The organism is Roseovarius sp. TE539 (assembly GCF_003298505.1).
Lineage (GTDB): Bacteria > Pseudomonadota > Alphaproteobacteria > Rhodobacterales > Rhodobacteraceae > Roseovarius.
This window is the reverse complement of sequence record NZ_QNGB01000040.1, coordinates 1-25,454: the sequence shown is the minus strand read 5'-3', so window position 1 is coordinate 25,454 and position 25,454 is coordinate 1. Positions and strand designations below refer to the sequence as shown.

The following is a 25,454-nucleotide window of genomic DNA, read 5'->3' as shown; positions in this document are numbered from 1 at the left end:
CCCTTCGCCAGGTCGATCGCCAGCATGCTGATATTCGTCGTCATCGGTGTGCCCTCCGCTAAGTTCCAATCGAACTATTATGGCATAAAGGATGCCGTCAGGTGGGGGCATCCACCGCATCAGTTCAAGGCTTCTCCAGCCAAGCCGTAACGCAACAATGTCTGGCGGGGCGTGTCCTTATGCGTTACACCCACGCTCTCGCAAGACAGGACCCGCCATCATGACTACACGTGCCGGATTCATCGCCCTGATCGGAGAGCCGAATGCCGGCAAGTCCACGCTCCTCAACCACGTGGTGGGCGCCAAGATCTCGATCGTGACCCACAAGGTCCAGACCACCCGCGCGCGCATCCGCGGCATCGCCCTCGAGGGCGACAGCCAGATGATCTTCGTCGATACGCCCGGCCTTTTCCGACCCCGCCGCCGGTTGGACCGGGCAATGGTCGCCGCTGCATGGGGAGGGGCGGCCGATGCGGATGTCATCGTGCTGCTTGTCGAGGCACATCGCGGAATGACCGACGGCGTCGGGCGTATTCTGGACGGCCTTCCGGACGTGGCGCGGGGACGCAAGGTGGCACTGGCCATAAACAAGATCGACCGGGTGAAATCCGCGGCGCTCCTAGGATTGGCCGGGGAGCTCAATGCCCGTTTCACCTTCGACGAGACCTTCATGATCTCCGCCGAGAAGGGGCACGGTGTGAACGATCTGCGCAGTTGGCTGGCACGGGGATTGCCCGAAGGCCCGTGGCTTTATCCCGAGGACCAGGTCGCCGATCTGCCGGTGCGCATGATCGCGGCCGAGATCACCCGCGAAAAGCTGACGTTGCGGCTGCATCAGGAACTGCCTTATCAACTGACTGTCGAGACCGAGAGCTGGCAGGAGCGCGAGGACGGCTCTGCGCGGATCGACCAGGTGATCTATGTCAGCCGTGACGGTCACAAGGGCATCGTCCTGGGCAAGGGGGGAGAGACGATCAAGGCCGTGAGCCGCGCCGCCCGCGAGGAACTGGAGGACTTTCTCGGTCGCCGTGTCCATCTCTTCACCCAGATCAAGGTACGGCCGGGCTGGCTTGACGAGGCCGAGAGATATTCCGAGATGGGACTCGAATTCAGGGACGGCGCCTGACCCGCATGTTTCATCTTTCCCGAAATACTCCGGGGGGTGTGGGGGGCTGGCCCCTCACTGCCGGCCGGCGATGACCCGCCTGACCGCCCGGTTCTGGGTGGATGCCTATCTGGCGCGTCTGCGGCAGCGCGCAATACCTGCCTTCGTGACCGCCCACGGCGATGACACGGCCGGCGCCGTTCTGGTCAAGCTCAACACGCTGGACGGAGGCGCGCAGGCCTTTCAACGGAGCTTTGATCCGGCGACGGGGGCGCGCGGCTGGCTGGTGCTGTCGCACGGCGACGAACCATCGGTCGATGCCGCGATCGCGCGCCAGCAGGACTTCGACCCCGACCTTTGGGTGATCGAGGTCGAGGACCGTGCGGGCCGCCATCTTCTGGACGAGACCGGTCTTTCGGACTGACACGCGGCTGCAGGTGTTTGACCCGTGTCAATGCGGCGCCGGTGTTCCGGACCTATCCTGCCAGGGTTCGGCGCATGAAGTGCCGCGAAGGGAGAGGTTATCATGAAAAAGCACATTCTTGTCGCAACGGACGGGTCCGATACCGCGATGCAGGCGGTGGATCTGGCCGCGGAACTGGCGGCGAAATTCGACGCCAAGCTGACGATAGGCCATGTCCATCAGTTCGGTCGTCCGGCTGCGGAATTGTCACGAATGGCCGAGGTCGAACACATCGCCGAGCATGTCAGCCGGGAAACGCAGGTGGATTTTCGGTCCCTGTCGGGATCGGCGGGTGATCTTTTCGGTCCGTCGCGTCCCAAGGGTGACGTGGTGCGCGCCATCACGCTTGTCGGCGAAGAGGTCTTGCGCCGGGCCGCCGACCGTGCCCGCGACAAGGGCGTCAAGGACGTTGATACCGCTACTTCCCAGGGGGATGCGGCGGACGCAATTATCGACATGGCCGAGGAAAACGGTGCAGACATGATCGTGGTCGGCCATCGTGGGCTGGGCCGGTTGCGCCGCATGCTCCAGGGGAGCGTGGCACAGAAAGTCACACAGCAGGCCGAGGTCACGGTCGTGTCGGTTCGCTGAGCCCCGGGGCTGCGGCACATGCTCTGATTCCCGCCCGATTGCCCGGTGCGTATGCGATCGGATGATCGGGCGCGGTCCGAACCGCGAGCCGGGTTCCTTTGTGCGTCTTCGGCAGGGCCTTCTTGTCGTTGTGCCCGGCCTTGATGGACGGTAGGATCGTACCCTGTTGGCACTCGAGGCCGGGGCTCTTGCGGCTTGTACCCGTGCTTGGCAGACGGCACGCTCCGGTGTTGGATCAACACCGGCAAGGGGGCGGCGATGGAGTGGCGCGACAACGGTATTCTGCTGTCGGTGCGGCGGCACGGAGAAGCGGCGGCGATCATCGAGGTTCTGACGGCCCATCACGGGCGCCATGCCGGGGTGGTGCGTGGCGGCGCCTCGCGGCGGATGGCGCCGATCCTGCAGCCCGGCGCGCAACTGGATCTGACGTGGCGGGCGCGGCTCGAATCGCATATCGGCAGCTTGACCGTGGAGCCCGTGCGCTCGCGCGCGGCGGCTTCGATGTCGGACCGGCTCTTGCTGGCCGGGCTCAACGCAGTGGTCGGGCTGCTTCTGTTCACGCTGCCGGAACGCGAGGCGCAGCCGACTCTGTATCGTCGTACCGAGATGCTTCTCGACCTGTTGGAGGAACGCGAGGTCTGGCCGCTGGCCTACCTGAAATGGGAGCTCGCCCTGCTTGACGAGATGGGTTTCGGCCTTGATCTCTCGGCCTGTGCCGTGCTTGGGCCGGGTGCGAACGACCTGAGTTATGTATCGCCGCGTACCGGGCGGGCGGTGTCAAGCGCGGGTGCGGGAGAGTGGGCCGAGCGATTGTTGCCCCTTCCGCCCTGTCTGCTGGGTGAAGGGCCGGCGCCGGATACCGAAATCGCCGAAGGACTGCGCACTACCGGATATTTCCTCCGGCATCACCTCGCGCCGCAGCTTGCCAACAAACCGCTGCCGGAGGCGCGTGACCGTTTCGCGGCCCGCTTTGCGGCACAGGCAGCGGCCGGCTGAGGCTTTTGGGCGAAACGGGAACGCGGCCGTGATAGTCCGGTAGACGCGCGCGCCACGATGTCTGTCCTGCCGGCAGACACGGACCCGGCCGGCGCAAGCGTGCTGCATTCCATTGGATCAAGGCGCTTCGGCCTGTCCATGCGGGGCGGCGACCGTCTCAATCTGAAGCCCGGAACACCATTTCCCGGCCCGCGTCGTTGCTGAGGATCAGGGTGCCGCCAGCCACCTCAACCTGCTTCATCGCGGTCAGCGTCTCAAGGAACCGGGCCTCGGCCTCCAGTTCGGGGCAGGCTCGTCTGGTGGCACTGATGCGGTCCGCGTCGAACCACGGATAGGGGGCGGTTTGTTCGCCGCGATAGCTGTTGCAGGGCCCTTTCCCGGCAATCGCACCCTCTTCGGGAAACTCCATTGTCGCCCTTGCCTCGAAGGCCGCCCCGTCAATGCTGACAAGGGTCCATTCCGAAGCCCCGCCGCCGTGGCCTGAAACCGTTTCGTCCCGCTGGCACATGTCCAGCCCCAGGAACGCCACGAGGATCAGGGGCCAGCGCATGGCGCCTTACCGCAGCGCCACGATAAGATCGACAAGCGATCCCATCGTCTCGATGTCTTTGGGCCCCTCGGGCATCAGGGCCATGCCGGCACCAGTCGCCTGGATCAACCGAACCATCTGCGGGTTTCCGATGCCGGTTTCCTTCAGAAGCCGGCCCAACCGCGCCGCGCGCGCCGCCTCGACCCGTTCAACCGCCATCGACGCACGCCCGTCGGACAGAGCCCAGGCGCGCATTGCCGCATCTGTACCGTCGCGCACCGCCAGCGTCTGTGCCTCTTGCCGCAGTGCCGGGACAGGGTCGGAAATCTCGGACTCCTCGATCGTTTCCGGCTGCGCCGTTTCCTCCCATGCGGTGATAAGTGCCGCTTGAAATGCCGGCAGATCGTCAAAATGCCAGTAGAACGATCCCTTCGTCGTGCCCAGCCCGCGTGCCAGCGCCTCGGCCTTCAGGGCCGCCGGACCATCCGCCCGCAGGGCCTCAAGCCCCGCAATCACCCAGTCCTGACGGCTCAGTCTCGTATTTGGGGATCGGTTCATGCGAAATGAATACGTGCCCGCTCGCACCGGCGCAAGAGACGTCATGCCGCAGCGCAGCATTTCCGGTGATCGTCACAAAAGTTTTACCGGTTTGTCGCAAAGGCTTCGGGAAGCACGCCTAGGACCGGGGCCGAAAGACCGGGGGTGCTGACGTGCTGAACATCGAAGACCTGACCAAGAGATTCGGCCGGAACACGGCCGTGGATGCCGTGAGTTTCGAGGTTGTCAAACCGGCGATGGTCGGAATTATCGGGGCTTCCGGGGCAGGCAAATCCACCCTGTTGCGGATGATGAATCGCCTCAGCGACGCAAGCTCGGGCCGGATCGTGTTCGAAGGGCGTGAAATCACTGCGCTGAAGGGCGCCGCCAAGCGCGCGTGGCAATCCGAATGCGCGATGATCTTCCAGCAGTTCAATCTTGTGCCGCGTATGGACGTGGTTTCGAATGTTCTCCACGGCACGCTGAACCGACGCTCGACACTGGCCACGATGTTCAATCTTTATCCTGATGCCGACATCAATCATGCCATCGGGATCCTTGACAGGCTGGGTATCGCGGAACACGCGCCGAAGCGTGCCGAGGCCCTGTCCGGCGGCCAGCAGCAGCGTGTCGCCATCGCCCGTGCCCTGATGCAGGACCCAAAGGTCGTTCTGGCGGACGAACCCATCGCCAGCCTCGACCCGATGAACGCCCAGCTGGTGATGGAGGATCTGCGCCGTATCCACGAAGAGGACGGGCGGACCGTCATCGCCAACCTGCACACGCTCGACACCGCGCGCCGCTATTGTGAGCGGGTGATCGGCATGCGTGAGGGCCGGATTGTCTTTGACGGCACGCCCGAGCAGCTGACCACCGGTGCGGCGCGCGACATCTACGGTGCTGACGCGAGTTTCAGCGAGGACAGCACCTCGACAAGCATCGAAACACTCGACCGCGGCCAGCTCCGCGCCCTGCGCGAGGCCGAGGCCGCGGTTTGAGTATCCTGATCCCGTGTGCCCCGGCGCGCGGGTGCAACCCCAATCGGAGAGAGTGAACACCATGAAAAAACTGATTGCCGCCTTCGTGGCATCCACCGTCCTGGCCGGCCCCGTCTTGGCCGAGGACACGATCGAGGAATTCCGCATTGGCGTGCTGGGCGGCGAGAACGCGCAGGATCGCATGGCCAGCAACGAGTGCTACCGCGCCGCGGCCGAGGAGCTGCTGGGCGTGCCGGTGAAGCTCTTCACCCCCGCCGATTACGATGGCGTGATCCAGGGCCTGCTGGGCGACACCATCGACATGGCCTGGCTGGGCGCCTCGGCCTATGCCAAGACCTACCTGACCGATCCGGACGCCGTCGAGCCGATCATGGTCAAGACCAACATGGACAAGTCCTACGGCTACTACTCGGTCGGCTTCGCCCGCAAGGACAGCGGCATCACCTCGCTCGACGACATGGACGGCAAGGTCTTCGGCTTCGGCGATCCGAACTCGACCAGCGGCTACCTGATCCCGTCGATCGAGATTCCGACCGAAGGCGAAGAGATCACCATGGAATCGGGCGAGTATTTCGGTGAGGTCAAGTTCACCGGCGGTCACGAGCAGACCATCGTCGCGGTCGCCAATGGCGATATCGACGCGGGCGTGACCTGGGCCGACGGCATGGGTGCATGGGAAGACGGCTATAACTCCGGCGCGCTGCGCAAGGCCGCCGATGCCGGCCTCGTGGACATGAACCAGCTGGTTCAGATCTGGCAGTCCAAGCCGATCCCCGAAGGCCCGATCGTTCTGCGCAAGGAACTGCCCGAGCGTGTGAAGATCGACATCACCACGCTGACGGCGTCCCTGCCCTACATGGATGCCGATTGCGCTTACAACTTCATGGCCGGCAAGGCGCTTGGTTTCCAGCCCATCGATCATGACGCCTATGTGTCGATCATCGAGGCGCGCAAATCCAAGATGTAAGCCCGACAGGCTGACACCGGGCCGGGCTCCGAAACGGGGCCCGGCCCTCACTATTGGGGAAGAGCATGACTGAAACCAGCATGACGGGCGCACCGGCCGGGCGCGTGGACGAGGTGCAGAGCGCCTACATGCAGATGACCCGCCGCAAGCGGATGTACAGCGGCATCATGCTGGTGGTGTTCATCGCGCTGATGGCCTCGGGGTTCATTGTCGCCGATGATCGCAATGCCGGCGGGTTCTGGGACGGCATAACCAACATCTTCACCTTCCCCGGCGAGGTGCTGAGCGAGGCAGGCGAGAAAATCGCCCTGTTGCCCGCCCTGATGTGGGAGTTCCTGCCCTCGCTCATAGAGACGATCAATATCGCGGCCGCCTCCACGCTGTTGGGGGCGATCCTGGCAATTGTCATCTCGCTGCTGTCGACACGCGGATTGGCGCGCTGGCCGCGCCTCATCCCGCTTTTCCGGCGTCTCATGGACATCATGCGCGCGATACCCGAGATCGTGATCGCGCTGGTGCTCATCTTCATCCTCGGGGGCGGGCCGGTGCCGGCGATGATCGCCATTGCGCTGCACACTGTCGGCGCGCTCGGCAAGCTTTTTTCCGAGGTCAACGAGAATGCCAGCCTCAATCCGGTCGAGGGGCTTCAATCGGCCGGCGCCTCATGGTCACAGCGCATGTGGCTCGGGATCATGCCGCAGGTGGCACCGAATTACCTGAGCTATGCGCTGTTGCGGTTCGAGATCAATATCCGCGCGTCGGCAATCCTGGGGTTCGTTGGGTCGGGCGGCATCGGCTATGACCTCAAGAATGCCTTCAGCTGGGGCCAGGGCCGCTATGACGAGGTGGCGGCCATCTTCCTGCTGCTCTTCGGCACGATCGTCTTCTTCGACCAGCTTTCCGGGTATTATCGCAACAAACTGATCGGCGAAGGATAGGCCCATGACCACTCTGACACAGGATGCCCCGGGCACCGTCCCGGACATGATGCGCCATTTCCGCCGCAAGAAGGTGCAGGCATTTTCGGTGCCGGCGGTGATTCTGGCCTACTTTGTCTATGTCTTTTTCGCCTTCGATATTCCCGGTCTCGCGGATCGGGCGCGGCTTGACAATGCCCGCATCCTCGTGGCCGACAGCTACAGCCACAAGACCCACATCACCCGCGACAACCGCACTGGCGGCATCACCATGGCGGTGGAGGGCGAGAACAAGGGCACGTATCCGGAAGGAATGAGCCCGGACTGGGTCAGCAAGCAGGGCGAGGACCGCGCAGTGGTCACGCTCGAGGACGGCCATGAGGTGGTGATCGACGGGCCAACCATGCGCTACGACGTGCCCGGCTACGGCGTGATCGCAGCGGAGGTATCGCGCCGCGAAGGCGTGCAGCTTGACCTGCCGGAGGCACGGGTGCCCGATTGGATCAGCGCCACCTCTTCGCGGGTCGACATCACCACCGAGGCGGGCCGCGTAACGCTCACCAAGGCACGAACCGAGGTGATGCGCTATCAGTTCGGCTGGGAGCTGTTCTGGTTCACCCTAGACAGTCCGTTCTACGGCAAGAGCTTCTTCGAACTGGCCGGGCTGGCGTTTTCCGGTGAGCGCGTGGTCGAGGGCCGCAGCAACATCGCGGCGATCGCGCATGACATCTGGAACAACCGGATGTGGCAGCACAAGGACGTGATGTGGGCCGTGTTCGAGACCATTCTCATGGCTTTCCTCGGCACGATGGGGGCGGCGATGCTGGCCCTGCCGCTGGCCTTCGTGGCGGCGCGCAACTTCAACCGGCTGATGCCGGTGCGTTTCGCGGTGCGGCGGTTCTTCGATTTCGTGCGCGGGGTCGATGCGCTGATCTGGACGATCATTCTGGCGCGCGCTTTCGGACCCGGGCCGCTGACCGGCAGTCTCGCCATCCTGCTCACCGATTCCGGCACCTTCGGCAAGCTCTTCTCGGAGGCGCTGGAAAACGTGGACAACAAGCAGATCGAGGGCGTTCAATCCACCGGGGCCCGCCCGCTTCAGCGCTACCGTTTCGGTGTCATCCCCCAGATCACTCCGGTCCTGCTCAGCCAACTCCTCTATTACCTCGAGTCCAACACCCGCAGCGCCACGATCATCGGTGCCATTACCGGGGGCGGGATAGGGCTTATGCTCACGCAGGCGATAATCACCCAGAAGGACTGGGAAGAGGTGAGCTATTACATCGTTCTCATCATTCTGATGGTAATGTTGATGGATACGGTGTCAGGATGGCTGCGACGCAAGCTCATCCAATCCGATGCCGGGGGTGTGTGACACTCTCCGGGCGGCCTCCGGCGGGAGTATTTCGGGAAAGATGAAGTCCCGCCGGGTCCCGGCTGACATTTTGGCGAGGCAAGCCGGGCCCGGCTTGACGAGCGCCCCCGGGGCCGCCTTTCCTGCGATGATCGTGATTTACGGAGTAGACCCATGCCGAGACTTTCCGCCGACACGCCGCTGATTCATCCCGATTGCGAAATCGCGGACAGCGATTTCGGCCGGTTCACCGAGATCGGCCGTGGCAGCCGCATCTCGCACTCGGTGATCGGGGATTATTCCTACTGTGACCGTTATTGCGACATCGCCAATGCCGAAATCGGACGTTTCGCCAATATCGCCAGTTTCGTGCGGATTGGCGCCACGGATCACCCGCTTGACCGCGCCAGCCTCCACCACTTCATCTATCGTTCGGCCAGTTACTGGGACAATGCGGAAGACGATCCGGACTGGTTCGAAACGCGCCGCATGCGCCGCGCGTTGATCGGCCACGACACATGGATCGGCCATGATGCTCAGATCAAGCCGGAGGTGACGGTCGGCCACGGGGCGGTAGTGGCTTCAGGAGCAATCGTTACGCGTGATGTTGCCCCCTATACAATCGCGGCCGGAATCCCGGCCCGTAAGGTACGCGCGCGCCTGTGCCCATCCCTGGCCGAACGACTTGTGGCTTTGGCATGGTGGGACTGGGATCATGAAACCCTGCGCGCGGCGCTCGAGGATTTCCGCAGCCTGGGGGCCGAGGGGTTCCTCGAGAAACACGGCGGATGAGTTGCGACCACCGCATTGCGACCGCGGACGTGATCAGGCCGCGGGGTGACATCCTCCTGAATGGGCAGGACGCACAAACGCGGCGGCCCGCAGAGGGGCCGCCTGATTGGTGCTGAAATACCGGGGACGTGAATATGGATCCATCAGACCTTCCCGGCACGACACAGCCATGACCGGGCAGTGAATTTTCGATGAAACCCGCTATTCCGCGGCGATGGCCAGCCGGCTCGAGGTCCTCAGGAAACGGCGTGCCGCTTCTCCTGTGAGATGCGTGATGCAGCCGGCAACCATTGTCGCCTCGACCTCGCGCGTCGCGGCGTTGACAATGACCAGGTCGGCGCGTCTTCCATGATCGATGATGCCCCGGTCAGGCAGGCGCATGATTTCAGCTGGTGTTTCCGAGATCATCCGCCAGGCCGCGGGCAGTTCGACAATCCCTTGATCCACGAGCGTGAATGCCGCCTTTGCCAGGGCCGGGTAATAGTAGTCCGAGACCAGCGCATCGCAGTACCCTGCCGCGATCAGGTCGGTTGCCGAGACATTGCCGGCCTGTGATGCGCCCCGTGCGACGTTGGGCGCGCCCATGATCACCGGATCGTTCACAGCCTTGGCCAGTTTCGCCGCCGCGCGTGCGGCCGGGAATTCGCAGATCTTGGCCCCGATCATCGCATAGGTTTCGCGCGTTTCCGCGTCGGGATCATCATGCGAGCCATAGATCACGCCCAGATCATCGAAGGCGCATGCCAGCCGGCACAGGTAGCGTGGCACCGCGTGGCCCTGTCGCCGCGCCGCCTCGAGTTCGGCTCGGTGCGTTTGCGCCGACCGTCCCGCCGCCCGCGCCGCGGCCGCGAGCGCCGCAGCGTCATCGGCGTCCTGAAGGGCTTGTTCAAGGTGATTGTTGAAAACGACAAACCCGATATCGTGTTTCCGGATCGTCTCGAGCAGCCGTTGTTCGCTATCGACAGTGTGGGTTTCGCAACGGATCTGCACGCGGATATCCGTTTTCATCCGTGACTTGTAGGCCGACATGCATTCGAGGAACCCCTCGGCGTAATCCGGGCTGCGGGCCCCTCCCTCCCATGACCAGCCCTGGGCCAGCCATGCAGTGGTGACACCGTTCGCGGCCGCGTCGCGGTCGGTCGCGACAAGCCCATCGCAGAAACCGAAGGCGGTTGCGGGACGCGGTTCGATATGGCGCTCGAAGGCATCGCCATGCATGTCCAGAATACCGGGCAGAACGAGGTATCCGGTCAGATCCACATCGGGCAGCGGTCCCTTGCTGATGCAACCATCCTCGATGGCAACGGTGCGTTGCTGCATCTCGCCTTCACGAAGGGTGGTCGCGCCGGTCAGGCGCAGGTCAAGACGTGTCATCGGTTTGGCCCTGCTCGCGTCGATTTGGAGGGAACGGATACCGCATCTTTGTATCGCCGGCGTGACAAGGAGTTGGAAAACATCACGAATCTGCGAGCGTGAGGGTAACCCTGTCGCCGGCAAACCATGTCCGGCCATACTCGATCGGTTTGCCTTGGGGATCTATGTTGACCGAAACCGTGCGCATCAGCGGCGCGCCTTCACGCAAATTCAGTTGCAACGCCTGTGTCGGCGTGGCCAGCTTTGCCGTAAGCCGGGTGAAGGCGCGTGTGTAATCATTGACGCCATATTCCCCGAGTGCGGCGGTGACCGACCGCTTCCGTCGCAGGGCTTCGGGCAGGTCCGGAAATCGTGCCGCCGGGAATATGCTGCGGAACAGCGCGATGGGCTGACCGTCGGCCAGAGACAGCCCCTCGTAGACATGGACCCTGCCCGACCCCGGCAGACTCAGCGCCTCGGCCTCGCGCCGGTCCGGCGTACGGGTTTCGAGCGACAGGATTTCCTTGGCCGGCATGCGGCCCGCAGCCTGAAGATTCTGATGGAAACGGACGCGGCGGCCCAGCGGGTACTCGGTGGGCGTCTGCGCGACATAGACGCCCGCGCCACGGCGCGGATGAACGATACCTTCTTCCGCAAGCATGGAAAGTGCCCGCCTGACCGTGTGCCGGTTGACGCCGAAGCGCCGCGCCAATGCGGCTTCCGTTGGCAATTTGTCGCCAGGGCCATAGCGGCCCTGCGCAATGTCACCGGTCAGGGTGGCATGGATCGTCTTCCAGATTGCCGTGCGTGGTTTGGCCATTGTCATGAATTCTTCATTCCCGCGGACTTGCCTGTTCGAGTTCAAGGGTGTATTTGTCTAGTTGTATAGATAAATCAACAAATCCGCAAGGTGTCTAGATGACCGACAGCACCGCGCGTCAAACCTGGATGGGCCTTCTGGCCAGGGTTCCGGCCCGGACGCTCGAAGAGAAATGGGACGAGTTCGGGCTGGAGCCGGAATACACGGTCCTGCGACAACCCGAGATCGGCGGTGTGATGGTGCGCGGCCGGGCGGGCGCCACCGGCGCGGCCTTCAATATCGGCGAAATGACCGTCACCCGCTGTTCCCTGCGTCTCCCGGACGGAGAGGTGGGGCACGGCTACGTTCAGGGGCGTGACAAGTCCCACGCGTTACGTGCTGCCCTTGTCGATGCTTTGATGCAAACCGACATTGCGGAGACGTTGCAAAGGGATCTGCTTAAGCCGCTGCGTGAGGGGCTCGAAGCGGCGCGGGCCAACCGGGCCGCCAAGGCCGCCGCGACAAAAGTGGATTTCTTTACAATGGCAAGGGGAGAAGATTGATGCGGGCGGATGTGCTGGAGGGCGGGTTCCGCGACACGCCCGTCGATGCCGCGCGGTCCTTTCGTGCCGCGATGGAGGCGATGGCCCGCCCCGGGCGGATAAGAACCACTGATGTGGCCGCGCCGCCTTCACCGCTTTCGTCGGCCGCGGGAACCCTGATCCTGACGCTTTGCGATCCCGGAACACCGATTCACCTTGCCGGTGCGCATGACACGCAGGGTGTTCGTGAATGGATTGCCTTTCATACCGGGGCGCCTTTTGCCGGGCGTCGGCAGGCTCAGTTTGCCGTAGGATGCTGGGAGGACCTTCTGCCGCTTGGGGAGTACCGCATCGGAACGTCCGAATATCCGGACAGGTCGGCGACATTGATCGTGGAAATGCCTGAGCTGACGGCGCGCGGTGCCACGTTGCGCGGCCCCGGTATATCCACAACTGCGACGCTTGATCTGCCTGACAAGATCGAATTCGCCCGGAATGCGGCGCGTTTTCCGCTCGGTCTGGATTTTTTCCTCACCGCCGGTACCCGGCTTGCCGCGATACCGCGAAGCACGAAGGTGGATTGAACCGATGTATGTGGCAGTCAAGGGCGGCGAGGCCGCGATCGACAATGCACACGCGTGGCTGGCGGAGGAAAGGCGCGGCGACGTTGCGGTGGCAGACCTTTCCGTGGATCAGATTCGCGAACAGCTCGGCCTTGCGGTGAATCGCGTGATGTCCGAGGGGTCTCTTTATGATGCCGGCCTGGCCGCGCTTGCGATCAAGCAGGCCCGTGGCGACATGATAGAGGCGATCTTCCTGATCCGCGCCTATCGCACGACCCTGCCACGGTTTGGCGCTTCGCGCCCTGTGGATACGGGCGAAATGCTTTGCGACAGGCGTATATCGGCCACTTTCAAGGACGTTCCGGGCGGTCAGCTTCTCGGCCCGACATTCGACTACACGCACCGCCTCCTGAACTTCAGGCTTGCCGCGGACGGGGAAGCCCCGGAAGCCCCGCAGGCGGATTGCGGGGCCGATTCGGTGCCGCATGTGACGGGATTCCTGAACCGTGAGGGCCTGATACAGACCGAGGAGGACGATGCGCAGGATCCGCCGGACCTGACCCGTGAACCGATGGAGCTTCCGGCCAGCAGGGCTTTGCGGCTTCAGGCGCTGACGCGGGCCGACGAGGGGTTCGTTCTGGGCCTCGCCTACTCGACGCAGCGTGGCTATGCGCGCAACCATGCCTTCGTGGGGGAGCTGCGCATCGGAGCCGTGACGGTCGAGATGGACATCCCCGAACTGGGCTTCGCCATCGAGATCGGTGAGATTACCCTAACCGAATGCGAGACGGTCAACCAGTTCACCGGCTCCAGGACCGAACCGGCACAGTTCACACGCGGTTACGGCCTGGTTTTTGGCCAGACCGAACGCAAGGCGATCTCAATGGCGCTGGTCGATCGTGCGCTGCGCTGGAAGGAACTGGGCGAGGAGGATCAGGGCGCGCCGGCGCAGGATGAGGAATTCGTGCTGATGCACGCCGACAACATCCAGGCAACCGGGTTTCTGGAGCATATCAAGCTGCCCCATTATGTCGATTTCCAGTCCGAGCTGGAACTCGTGCGAAGGCTGCGGGCCGAAACCGGCGCCGCCCTGTCCGAGGCCGCGAAATGATGCGCGGCGCTGTTTCAGCCTTGTGCGATGTCGCCTTTGTCGGCCATGGCCTCATCGTCCCTGGAGGCCCTGTGCTTGAGAATCTTGCTGATCAGCAGGCCGGTGAAGAGCGCCAGAAGCGCGATCGTGATGTTGGTTGTCATGGTCTTTACTCCGATTGGTTGCGTGAACGTAACCCGGCTATCGGAAAAAGAGGGCGAATTGATGTCTGAGGGGTGGAACAAGATGTCGGATCAGGGTCAGGAAATGGACGCGTACAATTTCGCTTATCTCGACGAGCAGACCAAGCGCATGATCCGCCGCGCGATCCTCAAGGCGCTGGCGGTCCCCGGCTACCAGGTTCCCTTCGCCTCGCGCGAGATGCCGATGCCTTATGGCTGGGGCACGGGCGGTGTGCAGGTCAGTGCCGCGACACTCACGCCGGAAGATACGTTCAAGGTCATCGACCAGGGTGCCGACGATACGACCAACGCCGTTTCGATCCGCAGGTTCTTCGAAAGGACGGCCGGGGTCGCCACGACTGACGAAACCGCACAGGCCAGCGTGATCCAGACACGGCATCGCATTCCCGAAACGCCGCTCACCGAGGATCAGATCCTCGTCTATCAAGTGCCAATTCCCGAGCCGTTGAGGTTTCTGGAGCCATCAGAAGTGGAAACGCGGAAGATGCACAGCCTCGAGGAATACGGGCTGATGCATGTGAAGCTTTACGAGGATATCAGCCGTCACGGTGAAATCGCCACCTCGTATGCCTACCCCGTGAAGGTGGAGGGACGCTACGTGATGGATCCATCGCCGATTCCGAAATTCGACAATCCCAAGCTCAGCGACTGCCCCGCGATCCAGCTTTTCGGTGCCGGGCGCGAGCAGCGCATCTATGCCCTGCCGCCCTATACTCGTGTGGTCAGCCTCGATTTCGAAGATCACCCGTTCATTCCCTCGAAGGCCGACCATGCCTGCGATCTTTGCGCGTCCCGCGACAGTTATCTCGACGAGGTGATCACCGATGACGCGGGCGGGCGGATGTTCGTCTGTTCCGACACCGATTACTGCCGCACGCGGCGCGCGTCCGCGACACCCGGACTGAATTCCCCGGACATGACCGAGGCTTGCTCATGACGCCACTTTTGCAGGTCAGGGATATTTCCAGATCCTACGGACCCCGGATCGGATGCGCCGATGTCTCCTTCGAGCTTTACCCGGGTGAAGTCATGGGGATCGTCGGGGAGAGCGGATCGGGAAAATCCACACTCCTCGGCTGCCTCGCCGGCCAGTTGGCTCCTGATGCCGGCGAGGTTCTTTTCGACACCCGTGCCGAGGGCCCGCGCGACACGCTGAAGATGTCGGAGCCCGAACGGCGGATGCTCGGCCGGACCGACTGGGCTTTCGTCCATCAGCATGCGCGCGACGGGCTGCGCATGGGGGTCAGTGCGGGCGGAAATGTGGGCGAACGGCTGATGGCTGTCGGTGAAAGGCACTATGGTGAAATCCGTACGCAGGCGCTGGATTGGCTGGGACGGGTCGAGATCCCCGATGATCGTGTGGATGACAGGCCCCGCGCGTTTTCCGGCGGCATGCAGCAACGCCTTCAGATCGCGCGCAATCTGGTGACGGGGCCGCGGCTTGTTTTCATGGATGAACCGACCGGCGGGCTGGATGTGAGTGTTCAGGCCCGGCTTCTGGATCTCTTGCGCGGACTGGTTCGCGAGATGGGGCTTTCGGCAATCATCGTGACGCATGATCTGGCCGTGGTGCGGCTTCTGGCAGACCGTCTCATGGTGATGAAGGATGGTCGCGTGGTCGAGGGCGGCCTGACCGATCAGGTGCTGGACGATCCGCAGCATGAATACACGCAACTTCTCGTTTCCTCCGTTCTTCAGGTCTGAGCCATGATGGAAATATCGAATTTGTCGAAGACCTTCACACTGCACAATCAGGACGCCGCCGTGATCCCGGTGATGGAGGGGGCGAACCTGACTGTGGCCGCGGGCGAATGCGTCGCCCTGACCGGCGAGTCGGGGGCCGGGAAATCCACGTTGATGCGCATGATCTACGGCAACTACCTTGCCGCGTCCGGGCACATCATGGTGGGTGATCTGGATGTGGCGCGCGCCAGCCCGCGGGAAATACTGACGTTGCGCCGGCATGTTCTGGGATATGTCAGCCAGTTCCTGAGGGTGGTGCCGCGCGTGCCCACGCTCGACGTGGTGGCCGACCCGCTGCTGGCTGTCGGCACGTCGCGGCAAGAGGCCCGCGCGCGCGCCGGGGCATTCCTGGAGCGTCTCAATGTGCCGCAACGGCTGTGGCAACTCAGCCCGACCACCTTTTCGGGCGGAGAGCAGCAACGCGTCAACATTGCCCGCGGCTTTGCCCATGCATATCCGGCAATGCTTCTGGACGAGCCGACAGCCAGCCTTGATCCTGTCAATCGTGAGACGGTCCTACAGATGATCCTGGAAGCAAAGCAGCGTGGCGTCGCGATCATCGGCATCTTCCATGATGCGCAAGCGCGCCGACAAGTTTGTGACCGCGAAGTCGACGTCGGCGCGTTTGCGCCGCGGGTGCCGGCGTGACCGGTGGCCGGCTCATTGGTGTTGTCGGCCCGTCGGGGGTGGGCAAGGATACCGTGATGGCGGCGCTTGCCACCGCACGGCCGGATTTGCACATCGTGCGCCGGTGCATCACGCGCCCCGCCTCGGTGGGTGGCGAATGCTTCACGGGCCTCGAGGAGGCCGATTTCCGGGCGCGCGCCACCGCCGGGGAATTCGTACTGCACTGGCCTGCGCACGGACTGCGCTACGGTATACCGGCGAACGTCCGGGAGGTGCTGGCCGATGGACAGGACGCTCTTGTCAACCTGTCCCGGGCGGTGCTGCCGGACGCGCAGCGCCGGTTTGCCGGGTTCGTGACGCTCAACCTGACGGCCCCGCCCGATGTCCTGGCAGAGCGCCTGGCCGCGCGGGGCCGTGAGCCCGCAGAAGAAATATCCGCCCGGTTGAGGCGCGCCGGGAACGGTTTGCCGGATGGTCTGGAGAGAGTCGTGCACGTTGCCAATGACGGCCCGCTGCGAGATACGGTCAGGGCGGTTCTCGATCAGCTTTATCCCGAAAAGGTGTAGCGATGGATCAGGTGGAACAGTCCCGTGGTGTCTTCGCCGGCAAGGCTCAGACCATCGATGTCGAAGGGCTCGGGGAGGATACCGTCCAGCGTCCCGGCCAGAATCTTGCGGGTTGTCTCGGCGGTGCTTCGTGGCAGTTTTCCGGTCAGGGTAATGTGAAAGCGAAACTGGTCCATGACGTAAGGATAGCCCCATTCAATCAGATTGGCCTCCTGCTCCCGCGTCAGGTGCGCAGCCCTGCGGCGCGTGATCTCTGCTTCCGAGGGGGGCGCACGAAACACGTCGAACTCGCGCACGACGCGTGCTGCCATTGCCTCAAGGGCTTCGGCGTTCCCCCGCGGAACCAGCGCCAGGAACCGCCCGATGCGCGCGACGTCCAGCCCGTTCAGGGGGATCGGCGCGACAGTGTCGCAGAAATCCCCCAGCGACCCTGCCAGTTCCTCGGCACTGGTGCCATCTGCCAAACGGAAGGGCGGTTTTATCGTGGCATGGAGCCCGTATTTGCGCGGCGATTCCGTCAGATCGGCAATCGGCATCGGCAGGCCGTCGATCGGTGGGTGCGCGACGCGCCGTGCCGCCGCCATGTCCCAGCCAAGCCAGGCCATGCCGAAATCCGCAAACGCGCCTTCCGGGGGTGTGAAATAGATCGCGTACCTTTCGAACTGCAACTTCCGGCCTCCTTCATGCCCACGATCTTTCAGGAAAGCGTCACAGCTTGATGACACAGGAAATAGTCCTCGCCAATGCCACTCTGGTCCTGCCTGACGAGGTTGTCACCGGTTCGGTGTGCCTGAAAGACGGGTGGATCAGGGATTTCGCAACCGGAGCTTCGGTGCCGCCCGGCGCACAGGACTGCGAGGGTGATTACCTTGCTCCCGGTCTGGTGGAACTACACACCGACAACCTTGAGCGTCACATTCAGCCGCGCCCAAAGGTTGACTGGCCCCATGACGCCGCGATCCTGGCCCATGACGCCGAACTCGCAGGGACGGGTATCACAACCGTTTTCGATGCCATGCGCGTGGGATCTATTCCCGATGGCCACGGCCGGTACCAGAAATACGCGCGCGGCCTCGCAAGCGAGTTGATGGCCCTGCGCGCCGCGGATGTGCTCAGGATCAGCCATTTCCTGCACCTGCGCGCGGAAGTTTGTTCGCAAACACTGGTCGAGGAAATGGCAGAGTTCGGCCCTGCGGATCGTGTTGGCATCGTCAGCCTGATGGATCATACGCCGGGACAGCGCCAGTTCCGCGACATTGCCAAGCTGGAGGCCTACATGAAGGGCAAACACGCCCTCGGCGATGCCGAATTCAAGGCCCATGTTGCCCAGTTGAAGGAAATGCGCGCTGCCAACGGCGACCGGCATGAGGCGGCCGCCGTGGCTGAGGCCGCTCGGTACGGTGCGGTTCTGGCCAGCCATGACGACACGACCCGGGACCAGGTTGCGGTCTCGCATGGGCACGGGATCGGCATGGCCGAGTTCCCAACCACCATGGAGGCCGCAAAAGCCTGCCGCGAGATGGGCATCGCCGTCATCATGGGGGCCCCCAATCTGATCCGTGGCGGTTCGCATTCCGGCAACGTCGCCGCCCGGGATTTGGCCGAGGCCGATCTGCTGGATATCCTGTCGTCGGATTACGTGCCATCAGCCCTGTTGCTTGCGGCGGTAAGGCTCGGGGTGCTGTGGGGCGACATGGCGCGCGGGATCTGTACGGTGACAGCGCAACCGGCGCGATATTCGGGGTTGGCCGATCGTGGCAGGATCGCGCCGGGCAAACGCGCGGATCTCGTCCGCTTTGCGCTTCACGGTGATGTGCCCGCTTTGCGCGCGGTCTGGTCGCGCGGCGTGCGAGTGGCCTGATGAGGCTTTGACACCCCTCGCGGCAGTGCGCATAACTGGTCGCGATTTGCCGCAATCGGGTGTCTCATGCAAAGCAATACAGTGTTTGATCTTTCCTCTCCGCCCGGCATTCCCATCGTCGATGAACCGCGGCTGTTCCCGGTGCGCCGGATATTCTGCGTGGGGCGCAACTATGCCGCCCATGCCGCCGAGATGGGCAACGAGGTGGACCGTTCGGCACCCTTCTACTTCACCAAATCGGCCAGGGCGCTTTGCCTGTCCGGATCCAGCGTTCCCTATCCGCCGGGCACCGGGGACTGCCATCACGAAATGGAATTCGTCGTTGCCATTGGCGCCCCGGCTTTTCGGGTGAGCCGGGAGGACGCGATGCAGGCGGTGTATGGCTTTGGCTGTGGCATCGACCTGACGCGGCGCGACCTTCAGGCCGCGGCCAAGGCCAAAGGCAGGCCATGGGATCTGGGCAAGGATTTCGAGAATGCCGCCATCATGGGCGCGATCACGCGCGCGGAACAATTCGGGCCGATCGGGGATCAGCGCATCACGCTGGACCTTGATGGTGCGCGGGTGCAGGATGCCCGCCTGTCCGACATGATCTGGACGGTGCCGGAACTCTTATCGGATCTTTCGCGTTACTATCACCTGCGGCCCGGCGATCTCTTGTTCACCGGAACCCCGGCCGGAGTGGGGCCGGTGGAAGCGGGAAGCGTTCTGGAAGGGACCGTGACAGGGCTGTCGCCGCTTTCCGTGACCGTTACCGCCGCCCCCTGACCTCCGGCTGCCCGGCAACGGCATGTCCGGCCGGGAAATGCGGGTTGATTGTTGCAAACCGGCGGCCTTCCATATGTTATGCAGACCATGGAATGTCGGAGTCAGGGAACCGGCAACACGCCACAGCCAATGACGAGGCTGGAAAAAAAACAGGGAGGAAGAACCATGAAATTCTTGCAAAAGGCTGCTTTTTCCGCAGTTATCGCGGTACTGGGAAGCGGAGCGTTCGCCCAGGAGGTGACCCTCAAGATGCACCAGTTCCTGCCGGAGCAGGCCAATGTGCCCAAGCTGATCCTTCTGCCGTGGGCCGAACGCATCGAAGAGGCATCCGGCGGACGTATCGAGGTACAGCATTTCCCGTCAATGCAACTGGGTGGCAAGCCGCCCGAACTGGCCAGCCAGGTGGTTGATGGCGTGGCCGATATCATCTGGACAGTCGCGGGCTATACCCCCGGGCGCTTCCCGCAGGCCGAAGTCTTCGAACTGCCGTTCATCATGACCAATGCCGAGGACACGTCCCGCGCCTACTGGGAGTTCGCCGAGGCCAACATGATGGACAGCGATTTCAGGGACATGAAGATGCTCGGTGTCTGGGTTCACGGGCCGGGCGTGATCCATTCCAAGGAGCCGGTGAACGAAATTTCGGATCTGAACGGAATGAAGGTCCGTGGACCGACCCGCATCATTACCGGTATGCTGTCGGAACTGGGGGCCACCCCTGTGGGCATGCCGGTCCCGGCCGTCCCGGAGGCACTTTCGAAGGGCGTGATCGACGCCACCGTGATCCCCTGGGAAGTGACCGGCGCGCTCAAGGTGCCCGAACTTGTGACGAACCACACGACGTTCGGGGGCGAGGCCCTCTATACCACGGCGTTCATCTTCGCGATGAACCAGGCAAAATATGACAGCCTGCCGGATGACCTCAAGGCGGTGATCGACGACAACTCGGGGGCGGACCTTTCGGCGCTTGGCGGCAAGATGATGGCCAAGGCCGATGGCCCCTCGCGCGAAGCCGCCGAGGAGCTTGGAAACAACATAATCGATCTGGACCCCGATCAGGTCGCCGATTGGAAAGGTGCTGCTGCCAAGGTGAAGGCGAACTGGATCGAGGACATGAATGGCAAGGGTTTTGACGGTCAGGCGCTGGTTGACCAGGCCGAGTCCCTGATCGCCAAGCACAGTGAGTAACCCGCGACTGGCGGCGTGTCCTGCCGGGGGCGCGTCGCCGTTTCGGTCCGCAGGACAGGATTGGTCATGCAGAGGTCGGTAATCTTCCTGGCGCGCGCGATGGCAATGATCGGCGGCGCGGTGCTGACCCTTCTGATCGTGCTCACCTGTGTTTCGGTGACAGGGCGTTTGCTGAATTCGATCCTGCATACGCCCTTTTCCGAAACATGGATTCCGCACCTTTCCGAATGGATCCTGGACCTCGGCGTGGGGCCGATCCTTGGGGATTTCGAACTGGTCGAGGCCGGGGTCGCCTTCGCGATCTTCGCCTTCCTGCCCCTTTGTCAGATCATGAATGGGCATGCCACTGTGGATATCTTCACCTCGCGTTTTCCGGTATCCGTCAACCGGGTCATCCAGATGATCGTGGATATCGCTTTCGCGCTGGTGCTGATCCTGATTGCCTGGCGGTTGTTCGAGGGGATGCAGGACAAGATCCGCTATAACGAAACGACGTTCCTTTTGCAGATGCCGGTCTGGTGGTCCTATGCAGCGAGTTTCGCGGCAGCGACCCTGGCGGCACTGGTCGCGGTCTATGTTGCCGCGATGCGCGTGGTCGAGGCGCTTTCCGGCCGTGCCGTTCTGCCCGGTCAGGAAGGGGTGGACGGGTGAGCGATCTGGCGATCGGAATCGTGTCTTTTCCGGTGCTGATGGGCCTGATCTTCATGCGGGTGCCGATCGGGCTGGCGATGTTCCTGGTCGGTCTTGGTGGTCTCTACGTGGTCACCGACGGGACGACCGTGGCGCTTGCGAAGCTCAAGACCGAGACCTATTCAACCTTTTCCAGCTACTCCCTGTCCATAGTTCCGATGTTTCTGCTCATGGGCCATTTCGCCACCCTTGGCGGCATGTCCACTGCGTTGTTCAAGGCTGCCGAGGCCTGGCTTGGCCATTTGCGCGGTGGGGTGTCCATGGCGGCCGTGGGGGCCTGCGCGGGATTCGGGGCCATCTGCGGTTCATCGCTTGCCACAGCGGCCACGATGGGGCAGGTGGCCCTTCCGGAACTGCGGCGGTACGGGTATTCGGGGGGCTTTTCCACCGCCACATTGGCCGCGGGCGGGACGCTGGGCATACTGATCCCGCCTTCGGTGATCCTTGTCATCTATGCCATCCTGACCGAACAGAACATCGCCAAGCTGTTCCTGTCTGCCGTAATCCCCGGGGGTCTGGCCGCGGTCGGTTACATGATCACGATCTCTATATATGTCCGTCTCAATCCCGGCGCCGCCGGGCTTCGTGACGCACTGCCCATGCGCAGCCGTTTTCGTGCCCTCCTCGAGGTCTGGCCGGTGCTGCTGGTGTTTCTTCTGGTGGTCGGCGGGATTTATCGGGGTTGGTTCACCCCGACCGAGGGCGCCGCAGTGGGGGCCGCCGGTACCGGTCTGATCGCGCTTTTCAACGGGGGGCTGACCTGGCGCACACTGGCCGGCAGTTTCGAGGCCACCGCGCGCAACACGGCGATGATCTTTTTCATCATTCTCGGGGCGGCCTTCTACAACGGTTTTCTGGCACTGAGCCGGGTACCGCAGGAGCTTTCGGAATACGTGATCGGTCTGGGCTACAGCCCCTGGGCGATTCTGAGCGTCATTCTGGTACTTTACCTGCTTTTCGGCTGCCTGATGGACAGTCTTTCGATGATCCTGCTCACGATCCCGGTATTCTTTCCCATAATCTCGCAGCTCGATTTCGGCATGACCGGCGAGGAGTTGGCGATCTGGTTCGGAATCCTTGTCTTGATCGTGGTCGAGGTCGGGCTGATCACGCCGCCCGTGGGCATGAACCTGTTCGTGATCAACTCGATGGATCGCGGTACAAGCATGATGGATACCTACAAGGCGGTCCTGCCATTCGTGCTGTCTGACGTGGTGCGGGTCACGATACTTGTGATCTTCCCGGGGATAACGCTTTTCCTCCTCAGACTGCTGCATTGAAGCCATGTCATCCGGAAAGAGGTGCGGCATGATCGCAAGGACATTCGAAGTTGCCGGAAGACTCCCGGTAACCATATTCGCGATCGTGATGGGCATGTGCGGTCTTGCACTGGGGCTTGCCGCGGGCGAGGAGGCGATGGGGTTGACGGCGGTGATTTCCACCGTTGCGTATCTTGTAACACTGGCCGTCTTCGCCCTGACCGCAGGGCTTTACCTGCTCAAGCTGCTTCTGCACTTTCCGGCAGTGCGGGCGGAATGGGATGATCCTGACAGGCTGGCCTTTTTCCCCGCCATCTCGATCTCGCTTCTCCTTCTGGCGGCCGCGACACTGGACCGGTCACTTGCCCTCGCGGCTGCCATGTGGATCGTCGCGGCGGCCCTGCAGGGTGTGTTGACCCTGGCCGTGATCAGCCGGTGGATCAGCGCCCGGTCGTTCCTGCACGGGCATCTTTCGCCGGCATGGTTCATACCGGCCGTGGGGAACGTGATCGTGCCGATCGCCGGCGTTCCTCTGGGTTACACCGAGCTTTGCTGGTTCTTCATGTCGGTCGGCCTGATTTTCTGGATCGTGTTGCTGACGCTGGTCGTGAACAGGCTGATCTTTCACGATCCCCTGCCGCAGCGGCTTCAGCCGACGCTCGTGATCCTGGTGGCACCACCTTCGGTGGCTTTCCTCGGATGGGTGGAACTGACGGGCGGCGTGGATGCATTTGCCCGTATTCTCCTGAACGGGGCCTATTTTTTCGCGCTTGTGGTGGCGATGCAATTGCCGCGCATCCTGCGGTTGAGTTTCTCTCTTTCCTTCTGGGCGCTTTCATTTCCCGTCGCCGGGATTACGGTCGCCAGCCTGAGGTATGCGCAGATGGCAGAAAACACGCCACACCGCTTGTTGGGCCTTGGGCTGCTTGCGGCGCTTTGCCTGATCCTTGCGGGGTTGGTCTGGCGGACGTTGAGGGGGCTGTGGCAGGGCAATCTTTTCTGACCGGCCACAGCGCGTTGCCTCATCCCAGCAGTCTGCGCGCGATCACCTGAGCCTGGATTTCCGCGGCGCCCTCGAAAATGTTGAGGATGCGGGCATCGCACAGGATACGGCTGATGCCATATTCAAGCGCGAAACCGTTGCCACCATGAATCTGCAGGCCGTTATCCGCCGCCGCCCAGGCCACCCGCGCTCCGAGGAGCTTGGCCATCCCGGCCTCGAGGTCGCAGCGGTGGCCATTGTCCTTTTCCCATGCGCTGAAATAGGTCAGCTGCCGGGCGACCATGATCTCGACGGCCATCATCGCCAGCTTGCCGGAAACGCGGGGAAACGCGATCAGCGGCTTGCCGAACTGCTTGCGATCCCGGGCATACTGCATCCCGGCGTCCAGCGCCGATTGCGCCACGCCGATCGCGCGCGCCGCAGTCTGGATGCGGGCGGACTCGAACGTTTCCATCAACTGCTTGAAGCCCTTGCCTTCCTCGCCGCCAAGAAGGTTTTCTTCCTTGACGTGGAAATTGTCGAAGGCCAGCTCATACTCCTTCATGCCACGGTATCCCAGCACCTCGATCTCTCCGCCGGACATGCCTTCGGTCGGGAAGGGCGTATCGTCGTCGCCCGGCGTCTTTTCGGCGAGGAACATGGAAAGCCCACGGTGATCGGCGGTTTCGGGATCGGTGCGCGCCAGAAGCGTCATGACGTGGGTACGGGACGCGTGCGTGATCCATGTCTTGTTACCGGTGACACGGTAGCCGTCTGCTTGCCGGACAGCGCGTGTACGAAGACTTCCAAGGTCGGATCCGGTATTGGGTTCGGTAAAGACGGCCGTGGGCAGCTTCTCGGCACTGGCAAGTTCTGGAAGCCATTTTGTTTTCTGCTCATCCGTACCGCCGGCGAGGATAAGTTCGGCGGCGATCTCGGACCGGGTTCCCAGAGAGCCGACGCCAATATACCCGCGGCTCAGTTCCTCGGACACGACGCACATGGACGCCTTGGACAGGCCAAGGCCTCCGTAGTCTTCGGGGATGGTCAGGCCGAAAACGCCCATTTCGGCCAGTTCCCTGATGATTTCCATCGGTATGAGTTGATCCTTGAGGTGCCATTCATGAGCATGAGGTTCAATCCGCTCGATGGCGTATCGGCGGAATTGTTCGCGGATCATCTCCAGTTCGTCGTCAAGGCCACAATCGCCCACGGTGATTTCGGCGCTGCGCTCCTGCATCAACTCGACGAGACGGGTGCGCGCCTGCTGGGTATTGCCGTGCTGTACCAGTGTTCCCACCGCCGGGGTCATGAGGGCGGCCGCCTGGTCGGTGCTCAGCCCGAGATCGGAGAGGCGCAGGATTTCGCCCTGGTTCATTTGTATGCCGCCGCGCATTTGTGCGAGGTACTCGCCGAAGGCGATCTGGTGCAGCAATTGTTCCGTCTCACCGAATCTACCTTGCTCGGTCAGGCGTCTGGCCCAATCCTGCATTTGCCGCAAGGCCTCGACATAGGTGGCAAGCCATGCCAGCCCGTGCGCGGCTGTCTGGTGCGCTTCCACAAGTTTGCCGGATACCCGACCGTCCGCGGTGACCTTGGCGCGGAGGATGTCGCGGGCGGTGTCCAAGACCTCCTCCGCGGGGGCGATCGCGTTCGCCGTGAGGCTCAGCAGATCGTCTTGAACGATGGAGTCGCGGGTGACCGTATCCTGTCCGTCATGAGCCATGAATCGCATCCTTTCCGTGAACGCGCTCTTGGTAGCCATTTTGCAGATGCAGCGCAACATTAATGCCAAATATGCAGGGGATTTGTTGCAAAGTTGCGCGTTGATTTTTTGCAGTGCAGCGCTAGGCGGCGTCTGCATTTAGCTGATCCAAGCCATTGCGCATGCGAGATCAACGAAGGCTTTGAATGAGCTGACGGATTTCTCGCAACGCAATGCGATCCTGCGGAAGCGTTTGATCTTATTGA

At 62.8% G+C, this 25,454-nt stretch carries 29 protein-coding genes and 1 pseudogene; 22 read left to right on the top strand and 8 right to left on the bottom strand.

The features are described from left to right. Positions 1-220 precede the first annotated feature (220 nt). From era to recO, 4 genes are all read left to right on the top strand, one after another. A complete protein-coding gene (gene era / locus DQW77_RS16760; protein ID WP_113259364.1) occupies positions 221-1,126 on the top strand; it encodes a GTPase Era in 906 nt (301 codons plus the stop codon). Positions 1,127-1,196: 70 nt separating this feature from the next. After that, entirely contained in the window at positions 1,197-1,529 is a 333-nt protein-coding gene (locus tag DQW77_RS16755) for a DUF1491 family protein (RefSeq protein WP_113259363.1), read from the top strand. A gap of 102 nt (positions 1,530-1,631) precedes the next feature. After that, entirely contained in the window at positions 1,632-2,159 is a 528-nt protein-coding gene (locus tag DQW77_RS16750) for a universal stress protein (protein ID WP_113259362.1), read from the top strand. A gap of 258 nt (positions 2,160-2,417) precedes the next feature. Beyond that, entirely contained in the window at positions 2,418-3,155 is a 738-nt protein-coding gene (recO, locus tag DQW77_RS16745; RefSeq protein WP_113259367.1) for a DNA repair protein RecO, read from the top strand. A 157-nt stretch (positions 3,156-3,312) separates the two neighbouring features. Here the strand turns inward: recO and DQW77_RS16740 are convergent, their stop codons facing one another. Together DQW77_RS16740 and DQW77_RS16735 are read right to left on the bottom strand one after the other, a co-directional pair. Beyond that, on the bottom strand, positions 3,313-3,705 hold the full coding sequence (locus DQW77_RS16740) for an META domain-containing protein (RefSeq protein ID WP_113259361.1): 393 nt from the start codon (positions 3,703-3,705) through the stop codon (positions 3,313-3,315). Positions 3,706-3,711: 6 nt separating this feature from the next. After that, on the bottom strand, positions 3,712-4,242 hold the full coding sequence (locus tag DQW77_RS16735; RefSeq protein WP_113259360.1) for a TetR/AcrR family transcriptional regulator: 531 nt from the start codon (positions 4,240-4,242) through the stop codon (positions 3,712-3,714). A 152-nt stretch (positions 4,243-4,394) separates the two neighbouring features. Here DQW77_RS16735 and phnC point away from each other — a divergent pair, with 152 nt between their 5' ends. The 5 genes from phnC to DQW77_RS16710 all read left to right on the top strand — a co-directional run bounded on the left by phnC (position 4,395) and on the right by DQW77_RS16710 (position 9,249). After that, positions 4,395-5,219 carry a phosphonate ABC transporter ATP-binding protein gene (gene phnC / locus DQW77_RS16730; protein WP_113259359.1) on the top strand — a complete coding sequence of 275 codons (825 nt, stop codon included), beginning with the start codon at positions 4,395-4,397 and terminating at the stop codon, positions 5,217-5,219. A 61-nt stretch (positions 5,220-5,280) separates the two neighbouring features. Then, entirely contained in the window at positions 5,281-6,186 is a 906-nt protein-coding gene (gene phnD / locus DQW77_RS16725) for a phosphonate ABC transporter substrate-binding protein (RefSeq protein ID WP_113259358.1), read from the top strand. Positions 6,187-6,266: 80 nt separating this feature from the next. Continuing rightward, the gene (gene phnE / locus DQW77_RS16720) at positions 6,267-7,124 is read left to right on the top strand and encodes a phosphonate ABC transporter, permease protein PhnE (RefSeq protein ID WP_404947946.1); all 858 of its coding nucleotides are present in this window, start codon (positions 6,267-6,269) and stop codon (positions 7,122-7,124) included. Positions 7,125-7,128: 4 nt separating this feature from the next. After that, on the top strand, positions 7,129-8,478 hold the full coding sequence (gene phnE / locus DQW77_RS16715; protein ID WP_113259356.1) for a phosphonate ABC transporter, permease protein PhnE: 1,350 nt from the start codon (positions 7,129-7,131) through the stop codon (positions 8,476-8,478). 153 nt (positions 8,479-8,631) lie between these two features. Beyond that, entirely contained in the window at positions 8,632-9,249 is a 618-nt protein-coding gene (locus tag DQW77_RS16710) for a chloramphenicol acetyltransferase (protein ID WP_113259355.1), read from the top strand. A gap of 201 nt (positions 9,250-9,450) precedes the next feature. On the opposite strand, the gene DQW77_RS16705 is transcribed toward DQW77_RS16710, so the two are convergent. Beyond that, entirely contained in the window at positions 9,451-10,623 is a 1,173-nt protein-coding gene (locus tag DQW77_RS16705) for an alpha-D-ribose 1-methylphosphonate 5-triphosphate diphosphatase (protein WP_113259354.1), read from the bottom strand. An 82-nt stretch (positions 10,624-10,705) separates the two neighbouring features. Further along, positions 10,706-11,428, bottom strand: coding sequence for a phosphonate metabolism transcriptional regulator PhnF (phnF, locus tag DQW77_RS16700; RefSeq protein ID WP_113259353.1), 723 nt, complete (start codon positions 11,426-11,428; stop codon positions 10,706-10,708). 92 nt (positions 11,429-11,520) lie between these two features. On the opposite strand from phnF, the gene phnG reads away from it, so the two are divergent. Genes phnG through DQW77_RS16685 form a run of 3 tightly spaced genes read left to right on the top strand, consistent with a single transcriptional unit; the run spans position 11,521 to position 13,617 of the window. Then, a complete protein-coding gene (gene phnG / locus DQW77_RS16695; protein ID WP_113259352.1) occupies positions 11,521-11,964 on the top strand; it encodes a phosphonate C-P lyase system protein PhnG in 444 nt (147 codons plus the stop codon). Then, complete coding sequence (gene phnH / locus DQW77_RS16690; RefSeq protein WP_113259351.1) at positions 11,964-12,527, top strand: phosphonate C-P lyase system protein PhnH; 564 nt, start codon at positions 11,964-11,966, stop codon at positions 12,525-12,527. The genes phnG and phnH overlap by 1 nt, the downstream gene beginning before the upstream one ends. A 4-nt stretch (positions 12,528-12,531) precedes the next feature. Continuing rightward, positions 12,532-13,617, top strand: coding sequence for a carbon-phosphorus lyase complex subunit PhnI (locus DQW77_RS16685; protein WP_113259350.1), 1,086 nt, complete (start codon positions 12,532-12,534; stop codon positions 13,615-13,617). A gap of 14 nt (positions 13,618-13,631) precedes the next feature. Here the strand turns inward: DQW77_RS16685 and DQW77_RS18665 are convergent, their stop codons facing one another. After that, positions 13,632-13,760 (bottom strand): hypothetical protein, encoded by a 129-nt coding sequence (locus DQW77_RS18665; protein ID WP_258523895.1) that lies wholly within the window; start codon positions 13,758-13,760, stop codon positions 13,632-13,634. Positions 13,761-13,863: 103 nt separating this feature from the next. Here DQW77_RS18665 and DQW77_RS16680 point away from each other — a divergent pair, with 103 nt between their 5' ends. From DQW77_RS16680 to phnN, 4 genes are read left to right on the top strand one after another with little or no spacing between them, the layout of a single operon-like run. Then, the gene (locus DQW77_RS16680) at positions 13,864-14,736 is read left to right on the top strand and encodes an alpha-D-ribose 1-methylphosphonate 5-phosphate C-P-lyase PhnJ (RefSeq protein ID WP_113259366.1); all 873 of its coding nucleotides are present in this window, start codon (positions 13,864-13,866) and stop codon (positions 14,734-14,736) included. Then, positions 14,733-15,503, top strand: coding sequence for a phosphonate C-P lyase system protein PhnK (gene phnK / locus DQW77_RS16675; protein WP_113259349.1), 771 nt, complete (start codon positions 14,733-14,735; stop codon positions 15,501-15,503). The genes DQW77_RS16680 and phnK overlap by 4 nt, the downstream gene beginning before the upstream one ends. Before the next feature lie 3 nt (positions 15,504-15,506). Next, positions 15,507-16,190 carry a phosphonate C-P lyase system protein PhnL gene (gene phnL / locus DQW77_RS16670; protein ID WP_113259348.1) on the top strand — a complete coding sequence of 228 codons (684 nt, stop codon included), beginning with the start codon at positions 15,507-15,509 and terminating at the stop codon, positions 16,188-16,190. Continuing rightward, a complete protein-coding gene (phnN, locus tag DQW77_RS16665) occupies positions 16,187-16,735 on the top strand; it encodes a phosphonate metabolism protein/1,5-bisphosphokinase (PRPP-forming) PhnN (RefSeq protein WP_113259347.1) in 549 nt (182 codons plus the stop codon). Before phnL ends, phnN begins: the two co-directional genes overlap by 4 nt. On the opposite strand, the gene DQW77_RS16660 is transcribed toward phnN, so the two are convergent. Beyond that, positions 16,717-17,403: a DUF1045 domain-containing protein gene (locus DQW77_RS16660; protein ID WP_113259346.1), complete on the bottom strand. Its 687-nt coding sequence runs from the start codon at positions 17,401-17,403 to the stop codon at positions 16,717-16,719. The genes phnN and DQW77_RS16660 overlap by 19 nt on opposite strands. Positions 17,404-17,453: 50 nt before the next feature. Between DQW77_RS16660 and DQW77_RS16655 the strand changes: the two genes are divergently transcribed. The 6 genes from DQW77_RS16655 to DQW77_RS16630 all read left to right on the top strand — a co-directional run bounded on the left by DQW77_RS16655 (position 17,454) and on the right by DQW77_RS16630 (position 23,504). Next, positions 17,454-18,596, top strand: a complete 1,143-nt coding sequence (locus DQW77_RS16655; protein ID WP_113259345.1) for an alpha-D-ribose 1-methylphosphonate 5-triphosphate diphosphatase — start codon at positions 17,454-17,456, stop codon at positions 18,594-18,596. Between the two features lie 66 nt (positions 18,597-18,662). Next, on the top strand, positions 18,663-19,364 hold the full coding sequence (locus tag DQW77_RS16650; RefSeq protein ID WP_113259344.1) for a fumarylacetoacetate hydrolase family protein: 702 nt from the start codon (positions 18,663-18,665) through the stop codon (positions 19,362-19,364). 165 nt (positions 19,365-19,529) lie between these two features. Next, the gene (locus DQW77_RS16645; RefSeq protein ID WP_113259343.1) at positions 19,530-20,552 is read left to right on the top strand and encodes a TRAP transporter substrate-binding protein; all 1,023 of its coding nucleotides are present in this window, start codon (positions 19,530-19,532) and stop codon (positions 20,550-20,552) included. Between the two features lie 66 nt (positions 20,553-20,618). Next, a complete protein-coding gene (locus DQW77_RS16640; protein WP_113259342.1) occupies positions 20,619-21,203 on the top strand; it encodes a TRAP transporter small permease in 585 nt (194 codons plus the stop codon). After that, a complete protein-coding gene (locus DQW77_RS16635) occupies positions 21,200-22,522 on the top strand; it encodes a TRAP transporter large permease (protein WP_113259341.1) in 1,323 nt (440 codons plus the stop codon). The genes DQW77_RS16640 and DQW77_RS16635 overlap by 4 nt, the downstream gene beginning before the upstream one ends. A 28-nt stretch (positions 22,523-22,550) precedes the next feature. Continuing rightward, positions 22,551-23,504 (top strand): SLAC1 anion channel family protein, encoded by a 954-nt coding sequence (locus DQW77_RS16630; RefSeq protein ID WP_113259340.1) that lies wholly within the window; start codon positions 22,551-22,553, stop codon positions 23,502-23,504. Positions 23,505-23,523: 19 nt separating this feature from the next. Here DQW77_RS16630 and DQW77_RS16625 read toward each other — a convergent pair whose 3' ends face one another. Together DQW77_RS16625 and DQW77_RS18660 are read right to left on the bottom strand one after the other, a co-directional pair. Next, on the bottom strand, positions 23,524-25,209 hold the full coding sequence (locus DQW77_RS16625; RefSeq protein ID WP_113259365.1) for an acyl-CoA dehydrogenase family protein: 1,686 nt from the start codon (positions 25,207-25,209) through the stop codon (positions 23,524-23,526). A 138-nt stretch (positions 25,210-25,347) separates the two neighbouring features. Beyond that, positions 25,348-25,454, bottom strand: a pseudogene (locus DQW77_RS18660) (IS5/IS1182 family transposase); the annotation flags it as partial.

Excerpts from the sequence above, each read along its gene's own strand:
- era (WP_113259364.1), top strand. The coding sequence starts at position 221 with ATGACTACACGTGCCGGATTCATCGCCCTGATCGGAGAGCCGAATGCC.
- DQW77_RS16755 (WP_113259363.1), top strand. The coding sequence starts at position 1,197 with ATGACCCGCCTGACCGCCCGGTTCTGGGTGGATGCCTATCTGGCGCGT.
- DQW77_RS16750 (WP_113259362.1), top strand. The coding sequence starts at position 1,632 with ATGAAAAAGCACATTCTTGTCGCAACGGACGGGTCCGATACCGCGATG.
- recO (WP_113259367.1), top strand. The coding sequence starts at position 2,418 with ATGGAGTGGCGCGACAACGGTATTCTGCTGTCGGTGCGGCGGCACGGA.
- DQW77_RS16740 (WP_113259361.1), bottom strand. The coding sequence starts at position 3,705 with ATGCGCTGGCCCCTGATCCTCGTGGCGTTCCTGGGGCTGGACATGTGC.
- DQW77_RS16735 (WP_113259360.1), bottom strand. The coding sequence starts at position 4,242 with ATGAACCGATCCCCAAATACGAGACTGAGCCGTCAGGACTGGGTGATT.
- phnD (WP_113259358.1), top strand. The coding sequence starts at position 5,281 with ATGAAAAAACTGATTGCCGCCTTCGTGGCATCCACCGTCCTGGCCGGC.
- phnE (WP_404947946.1), top strand. The coding sequence starts at position 6,267 with ATGACGGGCGCACCGGCCGGGCGCGTGGACGAGGTGCAGAGCGCCTAC.
- phnE (WP_113259356.1), top strand. The coding sequence starts at position 7,129 with ATGACCACTCTGACACAGGATGCCCCGGGCACCGTCCCGGACATGATG.
- DQW77_RS16710 (WP_113259355.1), top strand. The coding sequence starts at position 8,632 with ATGCCGAGACTTTCCGCCGACACGCCGCTGATTCATCCCGATTGCGAA.
- DQW77_RS16705 (WP_113259354.1), bottom strand. The coding sequence starts at position 10,623 with ATGACACGTCTTGACCTGCGCCTGACCGGCGCGACCACCCTTCGTGAA.
- phnF (WP_113259353.1), bottom strand. The coding sequence starts at position 11,428 with ATGACAATGGCCAAACCACGCACGGCAATCTGGAAGACGATCCATGCC.
- phnG (WP_113259352.1), top strand. The coding sequence starts at position 11,521 with ATGACCGACAGCACCGCGCGTCAAACCTGGATGGGCCTTCTGGCCAGG.
- phnH (WP_113259351.1), top strand. The coding sequence starts at position 11,964 with ATGCGGGCGGATGTGCTGGAGGGCGGGTTCCGCGACACGCCCGTCGAT.
- DQW77_RS16685 (WP_113259350.1), top strand. The coding sequence starts at position 12,532 with ATGTATGTGGCAGTCAAGGGCGGCGAGGCCGCGATCGACAATGCACAC.
- DQW77_RS18665 (WP_258523895.1), bottom strand. The coding sequence starts at position 13,760 with ATGACAACCAACATCACGATCGCGCTTCTGGCGCTCTTCACCGGCCTG.
- DQW77_RS16680 (WP_113259366.1), top strand. The coding sequence starts at position 13,864 with ATGGACGCGTACAATTTCGCTTATCTCGACGAGCAGACCAAGCGCATG.
- phnK (WP_113259349.1), top strand. The coding sequence starts at position 14,733 with ATGACGCCACTTTTGCAGGTCAGGGATATTTCCAGATCCTACGGACCC.
- phnL (WP_113259348.1), top strand. The coding sequence starts at position 15,507 with ATGATGGAAATATCGAATTTGTCGAAGACCTTCACACTGCACAATCAG.
- DQW77_RS16655 (WP_113259345.1), top strand. The coding sequence starts at position 17,454 with ATGACACAGGAAATAGTCCTCGCCAATGCCACTCTGGTCCTGCCTGAC.
- DQW77_RS16650 (WP_113259344.1), top strand. The coding sequence starts at position 18,663 with ATGCAAAGCAATACAGTGTTTGATCTTTCCTCTCCGCCCGGCATTCCC.
- DQW77_RS16645 (WP_113259343.1), top strand. The coding sequence starts at position 19,530 with ATGAAATTCTTGCAAAAGGCTGCTTTTTCCGCAGTTATCGCGGTACTG.
- DQW77_RS16640 (WP_113259342.1), top strand. The coding sequence starts at position 20,619 with ATGCAGAGGTCGGTAATCTTCCTGGCGCGCGCGATGGCAATGATCGGC.
- DQW77_RS16630 (WP_113259340.1), top strand. The coding sequence starts at position 22,551 with ATGATCGCAAGGACATTCGAAGTTGCCGGAAGACTCCCGGTAACCATA.
- DQW77_RS16625 (WP_113259365.1), bottom strand. The coding sequence starts at position 25,209 with ATGGCTCATGACGGACAGGATACGGTCACCCGCGACTCCATCGTTCAA.